Annotated in this window: 12 protein-coding genes; 7 read left to right on the forward strand and 5 right to left on the reverse strand. The window is 56.5% G+C overall.

The window, feature by feature from the left end:
- Positions 1 to 230: hypothetical protein (locus ABJK56_RS15230; RefSeq protein ID WP_347245527.1), on the reverse strand; the 230-nt coding region annotated here is incomplete at its 3' end.
- Positions 231 to 277: 47 nt separating this feature from the next.
- Between ABJK56_RS15230 and ABJK56_RS15235 the strand changes: the two genes are divergently transcribed.
- From ABJK56_RS15235 to ABJK56_RS15250, 4 genes are all read left to right on the forward strand, one after another.
- Positions 278 to 2191 (forward strand): hypothetical protein, encoded by a 1914-nt coding sequence (locus ABJK56_RS15235; RefSeq protein ID WP_347245528.1) that lies wholly within the window; start codon positions 278 to 280, stop codon positions 2189 to 2191.
- A 101-nt stretch (positions 2192 to 2292) separates the two neighbouring features.
- Positions 2293 to 4851 (forward strand): hypothetical protein, encoded by a 2559-nt coding sequence (locus ABJK56_RS15240; RefSeq protein ID WP_347245529.1) that lies wholly within the window; start codon positions 2293 to 2295, stop codon positions 4849 to 4851.
- A gap of 406 nt (positions 4852 to 5257) precedes the next feature.
- Positions 5258 to 6442: an efflux RND transporter periplasmic adaptor subunit gene (locus ABJK56_RS15245; RefSeq protein ID WP_347245530.1), complete on the forward strand. Its 1185-nt coding sequence runs from the start codon at positions 5258 to 5260 to the stop codon at positions 6440 to 6442.
- Between the two features lie 156 nt (positions 6443 to 6598).
- Positions 6599 to 10024 carry an efflux RND transporter permease subunit gene (locus ABJK56_RS15250; RefSeq protein ID WP_347245531.1) on the forward strand — a complete coding sequence of 1142 codons (3426 nt, stop codon included), beginning with the start codon at positions 6599 to 6601 and terminating at the stop codon, positions 10022 to 10024.
- Between the two features lie 111 nt (positions 10025 to 10135).
- Here the strand turns inward: ABJK56_RS15250 and ABJK56_RS15255 are convergent, their stop codons facing one another.
- Positions 10136 to 11269, reverse strand: coding sequence for a hypothetical protein (locus tag ABJK56_RS15255; protein WP_347245532.1), 1134 nt, complete (start codon positions 11267 to 11269; stop codon positions 10136 to 10138).
- A 651-nt stretch (positions 11270 to 11920) separates the two neighbouring features.
- Between ABJK56_RS15255 and ABJK56_RS15260 the strand changes: the two genes are divergently transcribed.
- Complete coding sequence (locus ABJK56_RS15260; protein WP_347245533.1) at positions 11921 to 12358, forward strand: cupin domain-containing protein; 438 nt, start codon at positions 11921 to 11923, stop codon at positions 12356 to 12358.
- Positions 12359 to 12444: 86 nt separating this feature from the next.
- On the opposite strand, the gene ABJK56_RS15265 is transcribed toward ABJK56_RS15260, so the two are convergent.
- Entirely contained in the window at positions 12445 to 13986 is a 1542-nt protein-coding gene (locus ABJK56_RS15265) for a BBP7 family outer membrane beta-barrel protein (RefSeq protein WP_347245534.1), read from the reverse strand.
- 565 nt (positions 13987 to 14551) lie between these two features.
- Positions 14552 to 15373 carry a ParA family protein gene (locus ABJK56_RS15270; RefSeq protein ID WP_347245535.1) on the reverse strand — a complete coding sequence of 274 codons (822 nt, stop codon included), beginning with the start codon at positions 15371 to 15373 and terminating at the stop codon, positions 14552 to 14554.
- Positions 15374 to 15696: 323 nt separating this feature from the next.
- Between ABJK56_RS15270 and ABJK56_RS15275 the strand changes: the two genes are divergently transcribed.
- Positions 15697 to 15999 carry a hypothetical protein gene (locus ABJK56_RS15275; protein WP_347245536.1) on the forward strand — a complete coding sequence of 101 codons (303 nt, stop codon included), beginning with the start codon at positions 15697 to 15699 and terminating at the stop codon, positions 15997 to 15999.
- 192 nt (positions 16000 to 16191) lie between these two features.
- The gene (locus ABJK56_RS15280) at positions 16192 to 16776 is read left to right on the forward strand and encodes a thermonuclease family protein (protein WP_347245537.1); all 585 of its coding nucleotides are present in this window, start codon (positions 16192 to 16194) and stop codon (positions 16774 to 16776) included.
- 97 nt (positions 16777 to 16873) lie between these two features.
- On the opposite strand, the gene ABJK56_RS15285 is transcribed toward ABJK56_RS15280, so the two are convergent.
- On the reverse strand, positions 16874 to 19792 hold the full coding sequence (locus ABJK56_RS15285) for a PQQ-binding-like beta-propeller repeat protein (RefSeq protein WP_347245538.1): 2919 nt from the start codon (positions 19790 to 19792) through the stop codon (positions 16874 to 16876).
- Between the last annotated feature and the right edge of the window lie 20 nt (positions 19793 to 19812).

The raw sequence follows: 19812 nt of genomic DNA on the forward strand, positions 1-19812 counted from the left end.
GGGAGGTGCATCGGGAGCAGGCGTGGCTCCCAATCCGGGAACAACGGTGGGTCCACCAGGACCGCAACCGCCTGTCGATCCCGCATCTTTGCCCGACGCTCCCATTTTACCCAGCGAAAATCCGGCAACTCCTGCGCCACCGTCGGGCGGACAAACTCCGGTTCCCCCTGCCCAGCAACTTCCGGCTGGGCCAGCCGGTCAAGCCCCGGGCCCCGGCCCTGGCAATCCATGAGACAGAACTACCGTCGCCCAACAAGCCACGCGAGGGAAAGTTAATATGAACCAGTTGCAACCGATCCTTGCAGCAATCAAGAAATGGGGTTTTTGGGTTATCTGTGGCCTGGCCGTGCTGATTGGTCTGGGAGTTTGGTTTGTCGCACAGCAATCGGTTCAGGCGAGCATTAAAGCGAGGAAGGATCAGCTCGAAGGGCTCAAGTCCCAGGTGAGCGGTGTAAAACCAGGTTCACCCAATACCCAGGTCATTGAAGCGACCAAGAAAAAGATCGAAGAACTGAAGGCGGACGTTTATCAGGCCTGGGTATCCATGTACGCCGCTCAAAAAGAGAAGAACAAATGGCCAGCCGCACTCGGTGAGGAGTTTCTCAATTGGGTCAATCAGCCCGGCCGCAAATTCGGAGATCCGATCCCAGAACGGTTTCGGGAGATCTATCTCAACTTCATTGACCAGCATTTCCCCACACTTTTCGAAATCATCGATCTCCGACGGCCAAAGGGAACAGACCTGAAGCGGCTGGGAAGTCTCCGCGGAGAGGCCGGACCGGCAGGTTATGGGATGGCGGGCTACGGCGGTACATCCGGGTATCCTGGAGCCGTGAGCACGGTGGGTGAAGAGGGATACGGGGCAGGCTACCCGGGCACCGGTTATCCGGGGGCTGCTTATCCGGGAACAACCGGTACCGGTGGTCCTGCGACAGTCGAGATGGAAGGAATCGTCGAGTGGAACCCGCAGAACATCGCCGCCATCAAGCAACGTTTTGCATGGATAAAGGTGCCGACATCCGAAGAAATTTGGAACGCCCAGGAAGATCTCTGGGTGTATGAGGCGCTTTTGCGGATCATTGCAAAGACAAACGAAGGCGCAACGGGCCCCCACAATGCAGCCGTCAAAAGGATTAACGCCGTGGAAATTGGTCCGGATGCAGCGCGATATCTGGCGAGCAGTGTAGCAGCAGCGAGGCCGATGGGCTCCGGAAGCATGGGTTCCCCCGGCGCCCCGCCGATGAGCTCTGGCCCGCCTTCTCCGGAGGCTGGTGGAAGCGAGTACGGGGCCGGCTACGGAATGCCGGGCACCACGCTTTATGGGCGCTACGTGGATGCCGATGGTAAGCCGCTTCCGCCGGGCTCGGCTCAACCATTTGCTGAATTCAAGATGATGCCCATCCGGCTCGATCTGGTCGTGGACCAGCGTAAACTCGACCAACTCCTCGTTAACTGTGTCAATTCTGATATGCCCATTCGCATTACGCGCGTGCTGGTCCGGCCAACTCAGGCCTCAATGGGACAGCCGGGCGCCACGGGCTATGGTGGTATGGGAAGTACCGGCATGGGCAATCCGATGTCGGAAAGCAACGGTGAAGAAACCGCTGCACCGGGTTACGCGACGAGCCCCTATGGAACAGGGGCGCCTGGTGCTACGACGACGTCCGCCGCCAGCAATTACGATGTTCCGGTGATCATCGAGGGGATTCTTTACATTTTCAATCCGCCCAATATCGAAGAACTCGGCAAACCAGGTGCACCCGAGTTGCCGTCAGGCCAATCCCTGGCGCAACCTCCGGCTGAGCAAGGACAACCCGGTGCGACGGCTCCTGAAGGGGCAGCGCCTGCGCAACCGGGGTCCGGACAGCAACCGGCTACCCAGCAGCCCGCAGCACCTCAGGTTCCGGCTGGTGCTCCTCAGGGCGCGGTCCAAGCGCCGCCTGGTGGAGTACAACCGGCGGCTCCGGCGCAAGGCGGCACGCCGCCCGGGGTTGGGACGCCGCCTACGCAGCCGCCGGCTCCGGCAGCGCCTGCCAACGCTGGAGTGCCGCCAACTGCGGCTCAGCCGGCACCGGGTGGGCAAGGCGCGACCGGAAACGTGCCTGCTCAGCCAGCGGTACCCCAACCGGCTCAACCACCCGCTGGACCGCAAAATCCACCTGGGCCAGCGGCGGCTCCGCCACAAACATGAGAGAATACCGCATAGTGCAACACTGTTGAGAGCACGTTCGGCGAATAGGCTGACTATAAAGGACGAATATCCGTCCGGACCCTGAACGTGGGGATTCGATCATGGCTAACAAGAAATTCGGCTCCATTGATCAACTACTGGCAGCGGTTTGGGAAAAAATTGTTCTCGGGGTTGCGGTCATTATCACCATTGGGCTGATCGTCATGTCGTTCATGACTACGCCCAAGGTGGACGTCACTCCGGAACAACTCACTCAATTGGCAAGTCGGGCGGAGCAGAATTACAAAAGCACACCCCCCCAGCCCACTCGCGATGTGCCTGGCTTCGCGGAAGTCGCCAAGCGGATACGTGAATCAGTCTCCTCCACCGGGTATCAAATTGTTGTACCCTTTGATCCCCCTATCTTCGAACAAAGGCGCAAACGCGGCCAACCAACTCTGTACCCGGTTACGGACCTTCGCGCTACGGCTGGGCACGGGGCTGTCGTTGGGCTGGCTAGTGGATCTGCTGGAACCCCCTCGAGTTATTCGGCAACGGGATATCCCGGCTCAACGGGCTCCCCGGGCACTTCTGGGCCACCCGCAATAATGCCTACCATGCCCGAAACGTACGGTGAAGAAGGTTCAGGTTACTCGGGCTACGCCGGCTATCCTGGATATGGCGGGGGACCAACGGGCCCTAGCCACGGGCGACGGTGGGTCGTTGTCACAGGGATCATCGAGTGGGAAAAACAGGTTCGTGCTTTCCGTGATGTATTTCAAGACGCGATCCGGGTAAATAGAGGAACCACGGGCACGGGTACCACCGGATATCCGGGTTATACGGGATATCCGGGATCCCCAGGGTACTCCGAATATGCTAGCTCAGGCGAAGAAACCGGATATCCAGGTTCCAGTGGCTACCCCACAAGTGGGACAGTAATTCCGGGGGCTCTGGATATTGAATTACCCCGGTACATCTACTTCTCGATTGAGCGGGCAGAAGTGACGGATGATTCGGCCCCGCCGGACACCTTAAAATGGGAGCCTCTCAACGCACGTGCCCGGTGGTTCGAAGAACAGCGAGTTCCCCACGACCAGTTTATGTATGTCTCGCCTGAATATGTCATGCCCCCTGGACAGGTACCGTTCACCTGGCCATTGGTGCAATTGACCGGAGGTGACACATGGGGCAAGGAAGTCGCCCATGACCCGGAAATTCCATTCTTGGCCCCTCGACGTACATTGGGTTACGGCTATGGCCCCTATGCATCGATGGGAGGCTACCCAGGAGAGGAAGGTTATGTGGGGATGATGGGCCCGGGAACCCCTGCAGGGCCGAGTGGCCCCGCGGGACCCATTCCAGCCTCGCTTGCGCCAGGCCAAACACGACAGCCAGGAGGGACGGCGGCCGCCCCGCCGGCACAGCCGCCGGCTCCGGAAATTCCCGATGCCCCGCTCGATCCCACGCAAATGGCCACGGCCGTTCCAGGTGCGGCCCCTTATGGTACTTATCCCGGCGCCTCGTACCCTGGCATGCCCTCTCCCGGAGGTCAGTATCCCGGCTATCCAACCAGCAGCGGCCCCCCGGGCTACGGCTCGGAGTATGAGTCCTATCCGGGATATCCCACCGCCGGTTCACCCTATCCGGGTTACGCACAGCAGCGTAAGGAGGCCCCCGTAAAACTGTTCCGGTTTGTCGATTACAAGGTGGAACCCAATAAAAAATATCGTTATCGAGTAAAGTTGTGGCTGGCAAATCCCAACTACAAGCTCCCTCCGCAGGTGTTGGAAGACGAATCGCTCGCCAAAGAAGCTTGGCTGCTCACCGAGTGGAGTCAACCTTCGAACGTGGTGCGCGTGCCTGCAGATACTGGCGTCCTAGCTGGTCCCGCCAAAGCGGGCCGGGTGCCTTTCATCGAGCCGCGGATCACGGTGGGCGCGACGGTGTTTCAACCCACGCGGGGCCTTACCAAATTCTTCGAGTTTCCGGATTTGGTTCGAGGCACCGTGGTCGATTTCAGTGCCGACGATGTCAAGAAAATGAATCCTCCCAAGAAAGAAAAGAAAACCACGACGCAGTACGGCGAGTCCGGAGAATACGGTAGCAGTTCAGGCCCACCCGGGCTGGAGGGGCTACCCGGCATGGTGGGTTCAACCAAAAGTGGGCCGCCCGCGTATGCTACAAGCGGGCCGCCCGGCTCTCCCACAAGTGGTCCGCCGGGCTATCCTGGTTATCCTGGAACTGCTCCAAGCACCCAGCAGGAAGAAACTCCGATCGACTATTTCACACGGCTGATGATTGTCGATTTGGCCGGGGGGGAGACACTTCCCAATAAGGAATCGGCTCCTTCCAAGCTGGTGGTGATGGATCCTGAGGGTAATCTCATGCTGCGGGACGAGCTGGAGGACGAACAGCAGTACAAGCGATTCACTCAGGCTGGTCAACCCGCCACCCCGTACGGTCCGTACGCAACGGGACCGGGAGGAGAATCAATGTATCCAGAAGAGTACTCCCAGTTTTACGAGCAGGAGTACGGCTCTCCGAGAGGACGGACGTCGAGAACTGGTACAACGACGCGAGAAACCAGGGGAAGTACATCCCGTGCTCCTGCGAAAGGGTCTCGAGGGGGACCACGAGGCAGCCCATCCGGGCCTCCGGGATATGTTCCTGGTCCGTGAGCGGATCGGCTCATCGCACCCGCTTGGTGTTAGTTTTAGTTCCAACGCTCCAGCCCCGAGAGAGTTTTCGGGGCTTTTTTGTTTGAATCTCCTCGTTCAGACCAGTTATCGCTTGCCACCATGCGTCGGAATAAACTTAGCCACGGGGCTTGCAAGGAGGTATCTTGCTGTGGCACACTACGTAAATACATTATCAAAAAAGTAAGGTTACGGTAGTCGAGCAAAGGCCGTGCCCTATGTAACCAAACGGCCGATTCCGTTATCGGTTATGGTAGGGCGGTCGCCGGACCGGTCAGGGGAGATCGAGAAGCAATTTCGACGTCCATATGCCCCGGCTGCACGAAATTCAAAATGCTTACCACGTCGTTTGTTGCGATGGCAAGCGATTTTCCAGGAGAACTGAACAATGAAAGGGATCGTTCGGAGTATTGTTCGCGTTGTTCCTTTTCTGGCGGGGCTCGTGGTATTAACGCTTGTCATTTTTTGGCTGTCGGGATTCTTTAATGAGAAGATTGCTCCCGGCGAGGTCGCAACTGAACTTCCCCGGTTTGATCCCAATGTGGAAACCAAGGAGCCAGTGGAAGTCGTGGAAAAGCCGTACATCGAGGAGGCTGTGGGTACGGTGAAGGCCCGCGAACGGACCTCCATCTCGGCGCGAATCATGTCCACGATCACCAAGATTCACGTCCGAGCTGGCGACCGGGTCAAGCAGGGGGACGTACTGATCGAACTGGATCGGGCAGCCCTCGAGCGCCAGCGAAGCCAGGCTCAGGCAGCGCTTCAGGCGGCCGAGGCAGCGTTCAAGCAGGCCCAGGATGATTTCGAACGAGCCGATCGTCTCCGTAAACAACAGCCCGGGGCGATTAGCGAGCAACAGTTCAACGAGTTCCGCACCCGGCGCGACCAGGCACAGGCCAATTTTGAAAAGGCAAAGCAGGCGCTGGCCGAGATCGAGGTGAACCTTTCCTATTGCACCATCGTCGCTCCCCGCGATGGTCAAATTGTGGACCGTCTTGCGGAGGAAGGAGACACAGCTTCCCCTGGGGTCCCCCTTTTGACGATGTATGATCCGGCTTCGCTTCGATTGGAAGTCCCTGTGGCAGAACAACTAGCCAACGGCCTGAAGATAGGCGATAAGGTCAAAGTGTATATTGACGCGCTTCAACAGACAATTGAAGGCACCGTGGACGAAAAGGTGCCACAGGCGGATGTCGCTACGCGAAGTGTGCTTGTGAAAATCGCTTTGCCGCAGGCCCCCGGGTTGGTTGAGGGGATGTTCGGTCGGGTACGGATCGAGGCGGGCCGGCGGAAACACCTCTGTCTCAATGCCGCCGCCATCAAGCGAATTGGACAGTTGGACTTTGTGGAGGTAGTTCACCCTGATGGCACGAAGGAGCGGCGACTTATTCAGGTCGGCCGATTCGGACGCCCGGGCCATCTCGAAGTTCTGAGCGGTCTCCAGGCCGGCGAAATGGTAGCGGTCCCTAAAAACGCCGACCCAAGCGTGTGTCCTTATCTTGGCGTTTCTCGAAGCAGCGAAGAAGGGACGTCACAACCAAGTCCGCAAAGTGCCGTCCCGCAGGAACGTTGATGAGGCGTCGATTTTGCCGTCAGGAGGGCGGGTCCCACGTGTTCAGCGCGACGACTTTGGGACGTGCTGGGCAGGCGCTGGGACTTATGCTCAGGGTCAAGCGACCAGGTCTCAAGCCAACAGAGGCAACAGAAACATAAATAGGGAGGCTCGACCGTGACAAGTCCTCAGGAAAAAGTCCCGTTTCTTACCCGCATCGTGGATGTCTTCCTGCGGGGAGACTCCGCGATCATGCTGACAATCATTTCCATCATCATCGGTATGGGGGCACTGTGGATCACACCACGTGAGGAAGAACCACAGATCGTGGTGCCGATGATGGACGTGTTTATCTCGGCGCCGGGGCTTTCCGCGCAGGAAGTAGAACAGCAAATCACCAATCGCCTGGAGCGAATTGTGTATCAGATTGACGGCGTGGAGTACGTCTATTCGATGTCCCGTCCCGGCCAGGCGATTATTATCGTTCGTTTTTATGTGGGCCAGGATCGGGAAGACTCCCTGGTCAAGCTCCACAGTAAGATCCAGTCGTATATCGACGAAGCCCCGCGCAGCGTCCAGGGGTGGGTCATCAAGCCGGTGGAAATTGACGATGTTCCGATCGTCAACATTACGCTGTGGTCGCGCGACCCAGAAAAGATCAGTGACTATGAATTGCGGCGTATCGCGGAACAGCTCCAGAATGAATTGAAAGCTGTTCCGCAAACCAACCGCGTGACGGTAGTGGGTGGACGCCCGCGGCACATCCGGGTAGAGGTCAACCCCATTAAATTGGCCGCCCGGAGCACGTCTATTTTGCAAGTTGCTCAAGCCCTCCAAGCCAGCAATGTTAACGTTCAGGCCGGGAGTTTCGATCAACAGGGGCAGGAATTCATCGTCGAGGCCGGTACCTTTGTGGAGGACGCGATCGAGCTTCAAAACCTGGTTGTGAATGTTGTGGGTAACAGGCCCGTGTATCTGAAAGATGTGGCGGAGGTCATTGACGGCCCGGCTGAGCCAACGTCCTACACCTGGATTGGTTTTGGGCCCGCCTCGCGCCATCCGGAGGTTCCTGTCGAGCACATCACGCCGGCCGATCTTCGCACTCCTTCCGAGGAGATCGCTGTGGCTTTCTATCCTGCTGTGACCATCGCGGTGGCAAAACAAAAGGGGTCCAACGCCGTCTGGGTAGCCCGGGCTGTGGAAGAGCGAATGGCTGAACTGGCCAAGACGCATCTGCCGGCCGGAGTGTTTTACAGGATCACGCGAGATTACGGCGAAACGGCCAACGAAAAAGTCAACGAACTGGTCGAGTCGCTCGTCGTGGCTGTTCTAACCGTCATCGGTTTGATCTGGTTGACAATCGGGTGGCGTGCTGCCGTGGTGATCGCGCTGGCGGTACCGGTTTGTTACAGTGTCACCCTCTTCATCAACTATCTTGCCGGTTACACCATCAACCGCGTCACACTCTTCGCGCTCATTCTGGCTCTGGGGCTTCTTGTGGATGACCCTATTACGGACGTCGAGAATATAGCGCGATACTTTTCCATGCGGATATTGCCGCCCCGTCCTGCCGTTCTCCGGGCGGTCCAGGAAGTTCGCCCGGCACTGGTTATGTCCACCCTTGCGATTGTGGCCAGCTTTGCACCGATGGCTTTCATCACAGGCATGATGGGGCCTTACATGGCGCCTATGGCTCTCAACGTGCCAGTAACGCTTCTGGTGTCCCTGGCCGTGTCGCTCCTTATTACACCGTGGATGGCCATGTTTGCACTCCAGGGAACCAAGCACCATGAGGTGCATGAGGAGTCTAGCTACGACCTGACGAAACGGCCGGTCTATCGGATTGTGCGCAGGGTGTTTCGCCCGATCCTCGATCGGTCCTGGATGGCCTGGGGAGTCGTCGGCACGGTAGCCGTACTGTTCTTTGCGTCCTTATTGCTCCCGGGTCTGCGAGTGGTGCCTCTCAAGATGCTTCCTTACGACAATAAGAATGAGTTCCAGGTCGTGATTGACATGCCGGAAGGCACAACGCTGGAAGAAACGGATGCCGTGGCCCGAAGGGTCGCCGCATACCTGGCTGGCCTTCCAGAAGTGAAGGATTTCGAAATTTATGCGGGGCTTTCTTCTCCAATGGATTTTAACGGGCTTGTCCGACACTACTTCCTTCGTCAAGGGAGCAACGTGGCCGATATCCGGATCAATCTCCTTCACAAGGATCACCGCGCGCATCAGTCACATGAAATCGTGTTGCGGATTCGCCACGATATCGAAAAAATCGCCAAACAAACCAATGCCAACATCAAACTGGTAGAAGTTCCGCCTGGACCGCCGGTTATCGCAACTATCACGGCTGAAGTATACGGCCCACCGGACGCTGACTATCTCAATCTCATCGCCGCAGCCAGGAAAGTTGAAGAGAGAATGTTGCGGGAGCCCGGGGTGGTGGACGTGGACATATCGGCCGAAGCCGATCAGCCCAAGCGCGTATTCATTACCGACCAACCGAAGGCTGCGTTATCGGGAGTCTCCAAAGAGGCCATTGCCCGGACGATTCAGGCCGCGCTAAGTGGCTATCCTGCCACAGAGCTCCATATTCCTTCTGAGGTCAACCCGCTGCCTGTCATTTTGCGAATGAAACGCTCAGAACGTTCAGCAGAGGACGATCTCGAGGAAATCTACGTCCAAGGCCAGAACGGCCAGTTGGTGCAGATTGGCTCGCTGGGCAACTTTGTGTCGACCAACCCGGACGGCAGCCCCCTGCTGGAGGACAAGACGATCTATCACAAAAACCTGCAACGGGTGGTCTATGTGTTCGGAGAAATCGCGGGTCGTCCCCCCGCTGACGCGATCATCGACATGGAAATGGATCGCGTGTCTCAATCGGAACTCGCTCAGCGGAAGCCGGATCCGCGTCCCTGGCAGGAGCGAACGTGGTTTCATCCAGGCGGCGGGGATTACTGGGCTGTCCCAGACGGTTACCGTGTGGTGTGGGCCGGAGAGGGCGAGTGGAAGATCACTCTCGACGTCTTTCGGGACTTGGGGATCGCCTTCGGTGTCGCCCTGGTGGTGATATTCATTCTTTTGATGTTCGAGACAAAATCTCGGGTACTACCGCTTATCATCATGCTGGCAATCCCGCTGACCATGATCGGGATTATGCCAGGTTTTTGGCTTCTCAATATCCTCACGAATAGACCGGTGGGAGGTTTCGCCAATCCGGTGTTCTTCACTGCCACGGCGATGATCGGAATGATCGGCCTTGCCGGCATTGTGGTGCGGAACTCCGTGGTCCTGATTGACTTCATCCACCACAGTTTGATGGATGGGTACGACCTCAAAGAGGCCATCGTCCGGAGCGTCGCCGTTCGCCTCCGCCCGATCTTCCTGACGTCGGCCACCACTTTACTGGGAAACTGGGTGATTACGCTGGACCCGATTTTCTCCGGGCTTGCCTGGTCAATTATTTTCGGTATTTTTGCCTCAACCACCTTCACACTGGTTGTCATTCCCACTGTGTACTGGCTGCTCTACCGTCGGCGCGGGGGCGCCATTACGCTCCCACCGAGAGTTGATACCCAGCCCGACGCAGCGAAGTCGCAGTAGTTAAAGACCGATCGGCACAGAGACTCGAGGGCTGCCCAATCCTGAGGACCTTGCCCCATAAAACTGTCTCACACGGATTGGGTGGAGCTCAGAGAATTCAGTTGAGAATGCTTACAAACTTCGCAGCAAGTCGTAAGCAGTAGCCAGGTCCATCACAAGGTGAGTCCAGAGCCGCAGGCGGGGATTTGTCAAAAGCGGGCGCAGCGCGTCTGTTTTCAGTCGCTGGCATTCACTGCATGGCCCGGCTATGAGGACGACATATTTATTCGGCTGCTGAGCCAGCGCCACTAATTCTTCAATTTCAAACAGGGTGACGACCTGAACAGGACACTCTTCCCGGATGGGGCCGCTCGCCGAATAAGGGCGAAACTGCACGTCGCCCACCCAACCCGCGCGCACCATTGTGTCGATTTCCGCCTGGGTGATGGTGCCTTCTTGCTGAAGCGCCTTCAAGAATTGCCCCAGCATCCCATGTTCATCCTGGGCGGCGGCGAAAGATGTGATCACAATGTCGATCTCCTTGGCCCGCTCAAACGAGTGGCGCACGCTGGGATTCTGCCGCACACGGTCATATTCCTGGCGGGAAACAAGCGGCTCGGAGAACAAACCCACATATTCCACAGGGGTAATCACTTCGGAAAAATATCCAAAATAGGTCACAGGGGCTTTGTACGGCTGATCGATGAAGAAGCCGCCAGCCGAAATCGCATGAAGCACGAGCGGTGGGCACTGAAGATCAGAATAGACCCGCTGGGCAAGTCGTCGGGCCACCATCATCGACGAATACCCCGCTCCCAATCCGACGTGGACTTTCTCCTTTTTACCCCGCAAACGATGGATCAGTTGAAACGTCAGGTCTGCTGCGACAGCGCTGACATTGCGGGCGGCCTCTGGTCCTCGAACGTTCACAACCTGAATCGAATCCTCCGGAAAACTCTCCAATCCGAATGCCTTGCGAATTTCCGAGGCCAAATGTGATTCCCTCGGTGGGCACAAAAGCAGATACTGACGCCGCACAGCTTCCCAAAACAGGGGATATATACGCTCTCGTGTCAGATCCTCTCGACCAAGATGTTTACGTGCCCAGGCAGCGACCGCCGCGGCAGCACCCCGGCGCCGATCTTTCTGGTCTTTCGCGTTGCCGCTGCAATGCTGCCCGAGCTGCTCCAGAAACCGATTGCAGATGGCGTAAACTATTTCGTCACTTTCCTGGGCTGGATGCCAGCTTCCACGTCGCGGGCTCAAGATCTTGTCTCCTTCACTCCGTTCAAAAATCGAATTTCACGAGACAAAATCGGTGACAACCGTCCCGAACAGAAAAAAGTCACAATTGGATAGCGCTTATGAAACGCCAAAAAGCCACACGGACACACCTCGAGCGAGGTGGTCCGAACAATGAACAACAATGATAACCCACTTTAACCGTGACAAAGGCTTCCTTCAACCGCCCGGTTTGTCTCACGGATGGTTCGCTATCCTGTCAAGTTTCGGTCGGCGTCTTGACATCCCGGAATACGGTGGCTCTTCCACCGACGTCCCCGACTAGCCTTGCCCATCTCATAGTTTGCTTCCCATTTCTTTAAATGCGGCTCTGCCGGTTCGTGGCACTCCCCGGCTCGGTTGGGCTAGAGTGTATGTCTGCACAAGCTTTTCCACTTTGATAGTTAGGGGGCGGGAAAGCAGCAGATCCCATAACAGCGTTTGGATGCAAGCGCCAATAATGGAAAGAGTGTTTTCTGAAGAGATGGGGATCGTTTTCTCGCGTCCGCGTTTCGGCGTGGCTGAGACCTGAGTCAGTAGGTAACCGATCATTCAGATGTTCCGAATTGAGAAGTTATTGGCTTTGGCGGTCGCACCACGCGTTGACGTTGTGGTTTCCGATAGACGGAGGTGAACATGCCCGACGACGTGCCACTCCCCACACCGCGTTACAAAATCATCCATCGGAAGGGTTCCCTAACGCAGACGGCACAATCCCTGGGGCCTTACCGACTACAATCGCTCATCGATCCAGATGAAGAGCTCAATGCCACGTTCTACCGGGTGTGGATCGGTCCCCATCAAACGACGGCCACCAGCTATCATCGGATAGCAGAAGAGTTTTATTACGTTCTATCAGGGCGGGGAGAGGCAGTCTTAGACGGTGAACATTATTTCCTCGAGCCGGGTGACTTTCTCCGCCTCCCGCCCGGCACAACCCATCGATTCATCACTGCCGACGAGACCCTGGAAATGCTCAATATTCACTGTCCGGGTTCGCGACCTGATCGAGATGTCTATTTCATCGATGAGCCGCCGCCTGGTTTTTCGTCCCCCTCCGACACAACCGACTGAGTGGTTGCCGATCGAGGAGCAGCACATGAGCAATCGTGTGTGACGACAGTTTGTCTGCGTCGATTTTTTTGTAGTATCTATCAAGCTCAAAAGTCGAACGACACGCCGGCGACACCGCCATGGAGCAGGAGGTCCCCGTTGGAGTCGATGTGTTGGATGGCGTCCACAATATCCACGACATAAAAGGGATACTGCTCGTCGGCAAGTGCTATTTCGGAAACAGCAACAAGTCGGTACCCTACGAAAGCACTCCAGCGAGGGTTGATCTGCCAAGTGAGGCGTGCCTCAATTTCAGTGAGGACGGAAAATCGATCATCTGAGGACACAACGGGATACCGGCCCGGGACGGGCGTTCCCACCAGTGGATCGGGATTGGGGGCGAATAGTTCGCCATCTCCTCGGTATGCATCGAACCGGTTGTGGATGTGATTGTTGTAGAGGCCAACTTTCGGTCGGCAAGAGAGGACGAGGCAATCGGAGATCGGCCACCGCACATCAAATCCCAGTTGTACCCCCACGAGGTTGTTTTCAACCCGATCGGAGAGATAACCTTCCAACTCCGGCGCGCTTCCCCAGGGATCGGGATGCCGCTTTGAACCATACGTCAACCGCTCATCGAACCGGAAGTAACGAACGCCCACCAGCCAATCGATACCCACACGGTAGCCTTCCCAGGGAATCCGGTGGCGGACGAGATTGATCTCCGCATTGTGGATTTCATTGGATCTCCACAGGGCTTGCTCGTACGCTCCTGTGAAAAGGTCCACAGGTAATCCTGGAATTGTGGGATCCGCATAGACAACGTCCGTGAAATTCAGCGTACTGCTTACAAAGTCGGGATGTATGGCCGTAGCATCCCCTTTCATGACAGCCAAGCCCCAGTAGGTGCCCTCCAGCCGCCAATTGTCACATGCGAACGAGTGCCCCACGGTTCCTAACCAACCACCCTGCCATGAAGTCCGGGCCTGCTCGCTGCTCATAATTTCATTGGCGTTGTTATTCGACTGGTAACTGAACCACACCTGGTTGGGATCATTGCGACCCATGATCAAGCCCGCCCCCTCGAAATACCATTCCCCGCGAGGTCGTGGGTCGCACTCCTCGATAAGCCATCTCCGGTGTCCCAAAACGTGTCGCGCATGTATAGTTTGCCTATCCTTGTTACATGCAGCCTGTTCCTCGCGCAACATTTGGTCGATCAAGGTCCCAGCGGAAGGTTCAGGCTTCCCACTTGGCTCTTGCTGCCCATTTGCATTCGTCCCCTCCACCGTCGGCAGCGGCACAAGCGGCATCGTAGGATTGCTCGGTTGGGAGAGTCCGGCCACTGAAAGTCCACCGAAATTGGATGATTCAGAATGGATCGGCGGGGAGATGTCGGACTCCACCGGTGGCAGTCGCAGAAGATTCGGCGCCCGAGTGCTGCCCGTCGCGGATGAACCGCTCACAGTCCCTGTTGGGGCGATCGGTGCACTCTCGGGGGCAGCCAAAAGCGGCAGCAGATCAGGACTGGCAGTTAGGCCATATTGCGCTAGGCATTGCGCCCCACTCCAAAAAGCCAGCCAAGCGAGTCCCGCTGCCAGTAGCTTGCCAGCAAAACCGACGTTGGTCCGATTATGATACCGTTCCATCGGTCATTTCCCTATGCAACGGGAATCCATTCCCTTTCCGTTCGCCGAAGTACCAACTTTCGGCCGGCATTTGGAGCGGAAAGCCGTTATGTCACGTCCTGACGTCCAGCCTTGTTAAAATCACTGCGATTGTTCGCAGAAGTACGGAATATCCAAGGCGATCGGACATGCCTTCCGTTCCACTTATGAGAATCGGTCAGAAAAGAACAGACTCAGCGCAAAAACAGCCCGTGTGAAAACAAATCAGCGAGGGGGAACGTTCATATGTTCGGAATAGCAGGAATATTCCCTACCCGGGCTTGATGAGTTGAGCTGCTTTGTCCGGCACAACCGCTCTCTTTCGTATTGTCGTTACAGTTTTTTGAAGCGTCAAAGCCGGAGGCACATTGAAAACCCAGTATGCGCACCGGCCCAGCAACAGACGGCACCTCCTCCCGAAAATCTGCGGTAACCTGTCGTCCTTGGGGTGAATGACGCAAAAAGCCGAGTGGTGGATCGGCTTTTTCACAGTCCGGCCCACACGATGGGCAACCCGCGGGGACTTTGACGCCATTTCCGCATGCTGTTATCCCGCCTGTTTGAGGGGCTGCCTTTCCTGGACGGTTTGGGCAATGATTTCTCTCGCAAGATTGCGATAGTCCTCTGCGCCGTTGGAATCCGGTGCATATTGAAAAATTGACTGCCCAAAACTGGGAGCTTCCGCGAGCCGGACATTACGGCGGATTCTCGTTTGGAAGAGCTGGGCACCTGCCCAGGGGGTCCGTCCGTCCCGGCGATTGCCGAAGAACGCCCCCACGTCTTCAGAGACTTCGAGGGCCAGCCGGGTATGCGAGTCAAACATGCAAAGGATGATCCCGGTCAATCGCAATCGGCTGTTAAGCCGTTTGGCCACCAGTTCAATCGTCTGAAGGAGCTTGCTCAGTCCGTGGAGCGCGAGGAAATGCGGTTGGAGAGGAATAAACACTTCGTTCACCGCAGCAAGTGCGTTGATCGTGAGAATTCCCAGGCTGGGTGGGCAATCCACCAGGAGAAAGTCGAATTTTTCCGGGTCCTCGGAAAGCTTGTCGCGGAGAATCACCTCTCGACCCACCACGCCTGCCAGTTCGACTTCAGCAGCCGCCAAATCGAGATGCGACGGAACAACCCATAAGTTCTCCGTGATCTTGCGTCGGACGTCGGCCAGGGGACGATCGCGGACAAGCACGTCGTACACGGAGAGCATATCAATCTGGGGTTCAATCCCAAAATGCAACGAGGCATGTGCCTGCGGATCCATATCGATGAGACAGGTACGAAAGCCTTCGGCAGCAAAAGCCGCTGCCAGATTTACGGCAGTGGTGGTTTTGCCCACACCTCCTTTTTGGTTCATGATCGCTATGGACCGCATCGTGACTCCTTCCGTGGCTTCCAATGGAGGCATACTGCTTAGGACTCTGCTGGGTCAATAGGCCCGATTATATCGGAGAAGTGACCCGGCTTCCTAGATCAAATTGGAGCGCTCCCCAACCCAGGATTGGATGCGACTGAAAGCAAACGTTTTATGTCTTGTCAAGATGGGCGATGCTTTCGTATAAGCCATGCATTGGTCCTCCGCTACAAAACCTGTGCGGGAGACTTGTTTAGGATGCAATCATCTTATTAGGATGAAGATGTTGGGGATAGGGCTCGACCATTAACGACATTGAGAGCCTCGTAGTCGGGAGAGCAGCAATGATCCGCTACGTGTGTGACATGTGTCGGCGGGAGATTCACCCGGACCGCGACATTCGGTACCAGGTGAAAATCGAAGTGAGGGCGGCCTTTGAACCCATGAGCGACGACGAGCCCGATGATCGGGATCACCTGGAAGAGATTCAGGACATTCTGGAATCTCTCAATCAACTGGGCGAGGAGGCTTTCGAAAGCGCTGAGAAGGTCCTTCAATTCGATCTGTGCTCCGAGTGTCGAAAACGATTTCTCCGGGATCCGCTGGGCAGGGAAGCGAGCAAGATTCTCGGGTTCAGCAAGAACTGACGGACTCGTTCGGCAATCGGAAGCTTCAGAAGGTCCATCAAAGACCTTGTCCCTTTAACTCAGGACAAAATCAGGTCAATTCCAATGGGGCGACCAGGTGCATTGTGACCTTTCCAGGTGACGGCAGCACTTGAAGGCACCAAGGAACGTGTAACCGCATACCGATCTTCGCACACGCGTGGGCGGACCTTCATGAACCGGCGATTCCCGAGGTTTCGCATTCCCCGCACTGGTCGACGCCGGCGAAACGTTCCCGACTCTCGTTCGCTTATCTTCCTGCTGATCATCGTCATCCTGGTCGTTTACCGTGGTCTGCGCTCTGCCCATCAAAATGCCGACCGCGGTCCGTCAACCGGAGAAGGTGTGTGGATGGTGGAACACGTGGTCGACGGGGATACCCTTCGACTCACCAACGGAGAAACAGTGCGTCTTATCGGCGTGGACGCTCCGGAATCGGTGAAACCGCACTCCCCTGTTGAACCCTTTGGTCCCGAAGCCGCTGACTATCTGGCGACACTCGTGCGACAGGCTGGCAATCAGGTGCGACTGGAATTCGATGGTCCCCGGCGGGATAAGTACGGCCGACTGCTGGCATATGTCTGGGCAAAAGATAAATTACTGAACGAAGAGATCATTCGCGCCGGTTTCGGGCGCGTCGAGATCCAGTATTCCTATTCTCAAATAATGAAGGAACGATTTCTTCTCGTTGAAGCGGAAGCAAGAATTGCCCGGAGAGGAATCTGGTCGGTTTCCGAAAACGTGTCACCGCAGAAATGAGCCCATCTTCGTGGCTTATTATGAGCGACTCGATGAAGAGTTTCCAAAATCCGAACGCTGCGAGATTGCTCGCGTACTTGATCCAAGTTTCTGACAATCACTCCCTAAGGGTCCGCCAGATAATCCCGCGGCACGCCTGGAGAGTCCATGCCAGTTTCTCAATGTAATAAAGATCCGCTGAACACCACGGAATGTCGAGCCACGTCGCAAGCACATCCGGAGGGGTCTGCAGAACGAGCGCCTTGGCCGAGAATATCTCCTGAGCCATGCTGGGAAGCGAGAATGGGGATTCGTTCCGCCATGCCAACTCGACATTCCAGGCTAACCACCAGGTCGGACGATGATGATCCACATAACGCTCCATGAGGCCCTCCTGAACGGGGCGTGCAAAACGGGCAAGTAAACGAGCCACCTCAGGACTGAGGTTTCTCCATCGCGCGCACACCCATCTACCCCTCGGGGCTTCTGCAAAAACGCCGTCAATCGGGTGCTGCCACTCGTAGTCGAGTCGCGCGCGGATGGCTGTTTTTGCCTGGAGAACAGCTTTTTCCTCCACCTCGCCAAGTCCGAACTGCCGAGCGAAACGCGCCGCCGCAATCCAACCGGCGATGACACTGTTTCCCAAATCCACATCTGACGCGTCACCCGCTAGCGATGTGATTTCCACCAGACTGGCTTTGACTTTCTCACCGAGCTGCGCATCCTGGGCACGAGAAGTCCATAGCCAAAAGGGATACAGCCGCGCGAGTCTGTTGAAGTGGCGGTCGTCCAAAACAAGACGAGGAAGTCGGGGAACATCATAACGGGTCCTCGGTACCGATCCGTCAAGTTGCGGTTCGTCCTTCCCAATGTCACTCAGTGATCCACCAGGCTGGAGTTCCCGAGCCACCCAATCTTTTACGTCACGCTGGATTTCTGCGTCGAGATAGGGATAACTGTAGGCGAGGGCGAGCAACGTTTCGCATGGATCAGCGAAAAAGCGATAGCTTTCAACAGGATGCTTTCCGGCTGGAAAAACGAACGGAGCCCATGGGCGGGAAATGAGTTCCTTTACCGCCGCGTTCAGTTTCGTGCGAAGTTCACGCTCCAAACCGGCATACTTGTCCCACGTTTGCCCTGAGTCCATGGGGACTTCCCAAATCACCTGTTCAATAAACTTTTCATCAACAAATGGGGGCGGTCCGATCTTCGAAAGCGACCGCTGAGACGCCTGCTCTCGAAGCTCGAGAAACTCAGGAGCCAGCCGCGCGATCCGTGGCGTGCTCAGGACATCCCAATCCCACGCGAGAGAGGCAAGCTTGTCGCGTTCCTCGTTGGTTAAGTTGGCCCTCGGAACAGTCGATTTCTGAGCTGCCTCCCCGTTTTCAGCCATTTGATAGGCGATTATCGCGCAACCCGCACTGATTTCATGTGTCGGTACATAATAGAAGCCGTCGTTAACGATTGTGATCCCTACATCTATGACCGACCCACCACCATAGAGACCCGTTCCTCGCAGGATCCACTCCTTTCCAACGGGAAGTGACTCTCCACGAATGAGCATAGTCCAAATACCCAGGGCCTCACCTTTTTCCGGCTCGTGGATGTTCCAGCAGAACGGCTCGGGGTAGCCCCGCCGGCTGATCAGATCTAACGCATTGACACTGTCCTGATGGGTATTGATCAGTGTCGTCCCGGCAACGCCGAGGCAGCACTGCTCATCGTGGACGAGGAGCAAACTGTCGTGCCAGCCATACGTCCGGGTTTCATCAAGAAGAGGCTCGATATTCCCTGTCCGTGTGTCCAGGTAACCCACGTTTAAAAACGGGGAATAGTGCTGATAGCGACTGCGGAGCAAGGCCTGAAACTTGACAATCACGCGTCCATCCGGGGTGACGACCGGGGGCATTCCCGTGCCGTTCATGCTTTCCGCGTAAACGATAGGAATCACGCCACGACGTGCGCCTGTGTTCCCGTCGAGGAGGAAGAATGTCTGAAAGTAAGGATTGGCTTCCAGCTTGCGGCGAATCAGCTCCATCTGACGCTGGTAGGTTCCCGGTTGCGCAAGCAGGCGAAAATTCTCCTCCCGAAGCCGAGCGTTTTCCTCGGGGGAATGTCGCCAGCTCGCGTAGTCGCCGAAGGTTTCTCGAACCGCTTCCTCCACCACTGTTTGCAACTCTTCCTGGCTGTACAGGGGAGTCGTGGTTACCATCACGGATCCGTCCGGTGCGACCACGGGATAATATCCCCGGAAAGTGACACCTGGCAAACGCTCGCTCTGCCACAGGAGTTCGCCGTTATCCACTTTCAAGGCGTAGACACGCATGTCTTCAGCAGCAAAGAAGACGCGGCGACGTTCAGGATCGATCGCCGGACTGGCCACCACGGGAGCATCAACGGTATACTCCCACGCTATTTCGCCATCCATGGCTCGCAGGACATATAGCTTTCCATCCCTTCCGCCAAAGAACGCCTTGCCTTCAAAGACCAAAGGGTTGTTCCACACAGCGGCACCTGTCTGGAACCGCCACAGTTGTGTGCCATCGTGTGCGGAGAGGGCATACAAAGCGCCATCCGCGCACGGCACGAAAACTCGTTCGCCGTCGACCGCGCAAGTGTGAAGAACCGCCCCAGGCAAATTGACCTTCCAAATGACACTGCCCTTCAATCCATCTATGGCATGGACACTTCCGCGAAGAGTGCCCACGAAAAGTTTATCTCGAGAGACCACAGGCTGCACTCCAGACATGAGCCCTTCATCCGGAAACAGCCGATACCACAACCGCGTAAATGGTGGCCGGAGCGTCGTTTCGGTACTTCCCGATCGACGAATGTCATGAGCAGCCACAGGCCAGTCGCTGGCATTAATGGGCGCTTCGATGATGACAGTCGCCCCCATTAACAGCCCTGCTATCAGCAGGTGACTGTAATAAGCTGCCCTTGATCGCATTTTGCGGCGGACGGGCGACCGAACGTTAACCATTACACTCGAAAAACTGGCCAAGGCCAGTTTACGGGGTGACAGAAAACGCACCATGGAATGTAACCCCACTTCGC

Origin of the sequence: Thermogutta sp., assembly GCF_039793925.1 — a bacterium.
In the GTDB taxonomy this organism is placed as follows: domain Bacteria; phylum Planctomycetota; class Planctomycetia; order Pirellulales; family Thermoguttaceae; genus Thermogutta.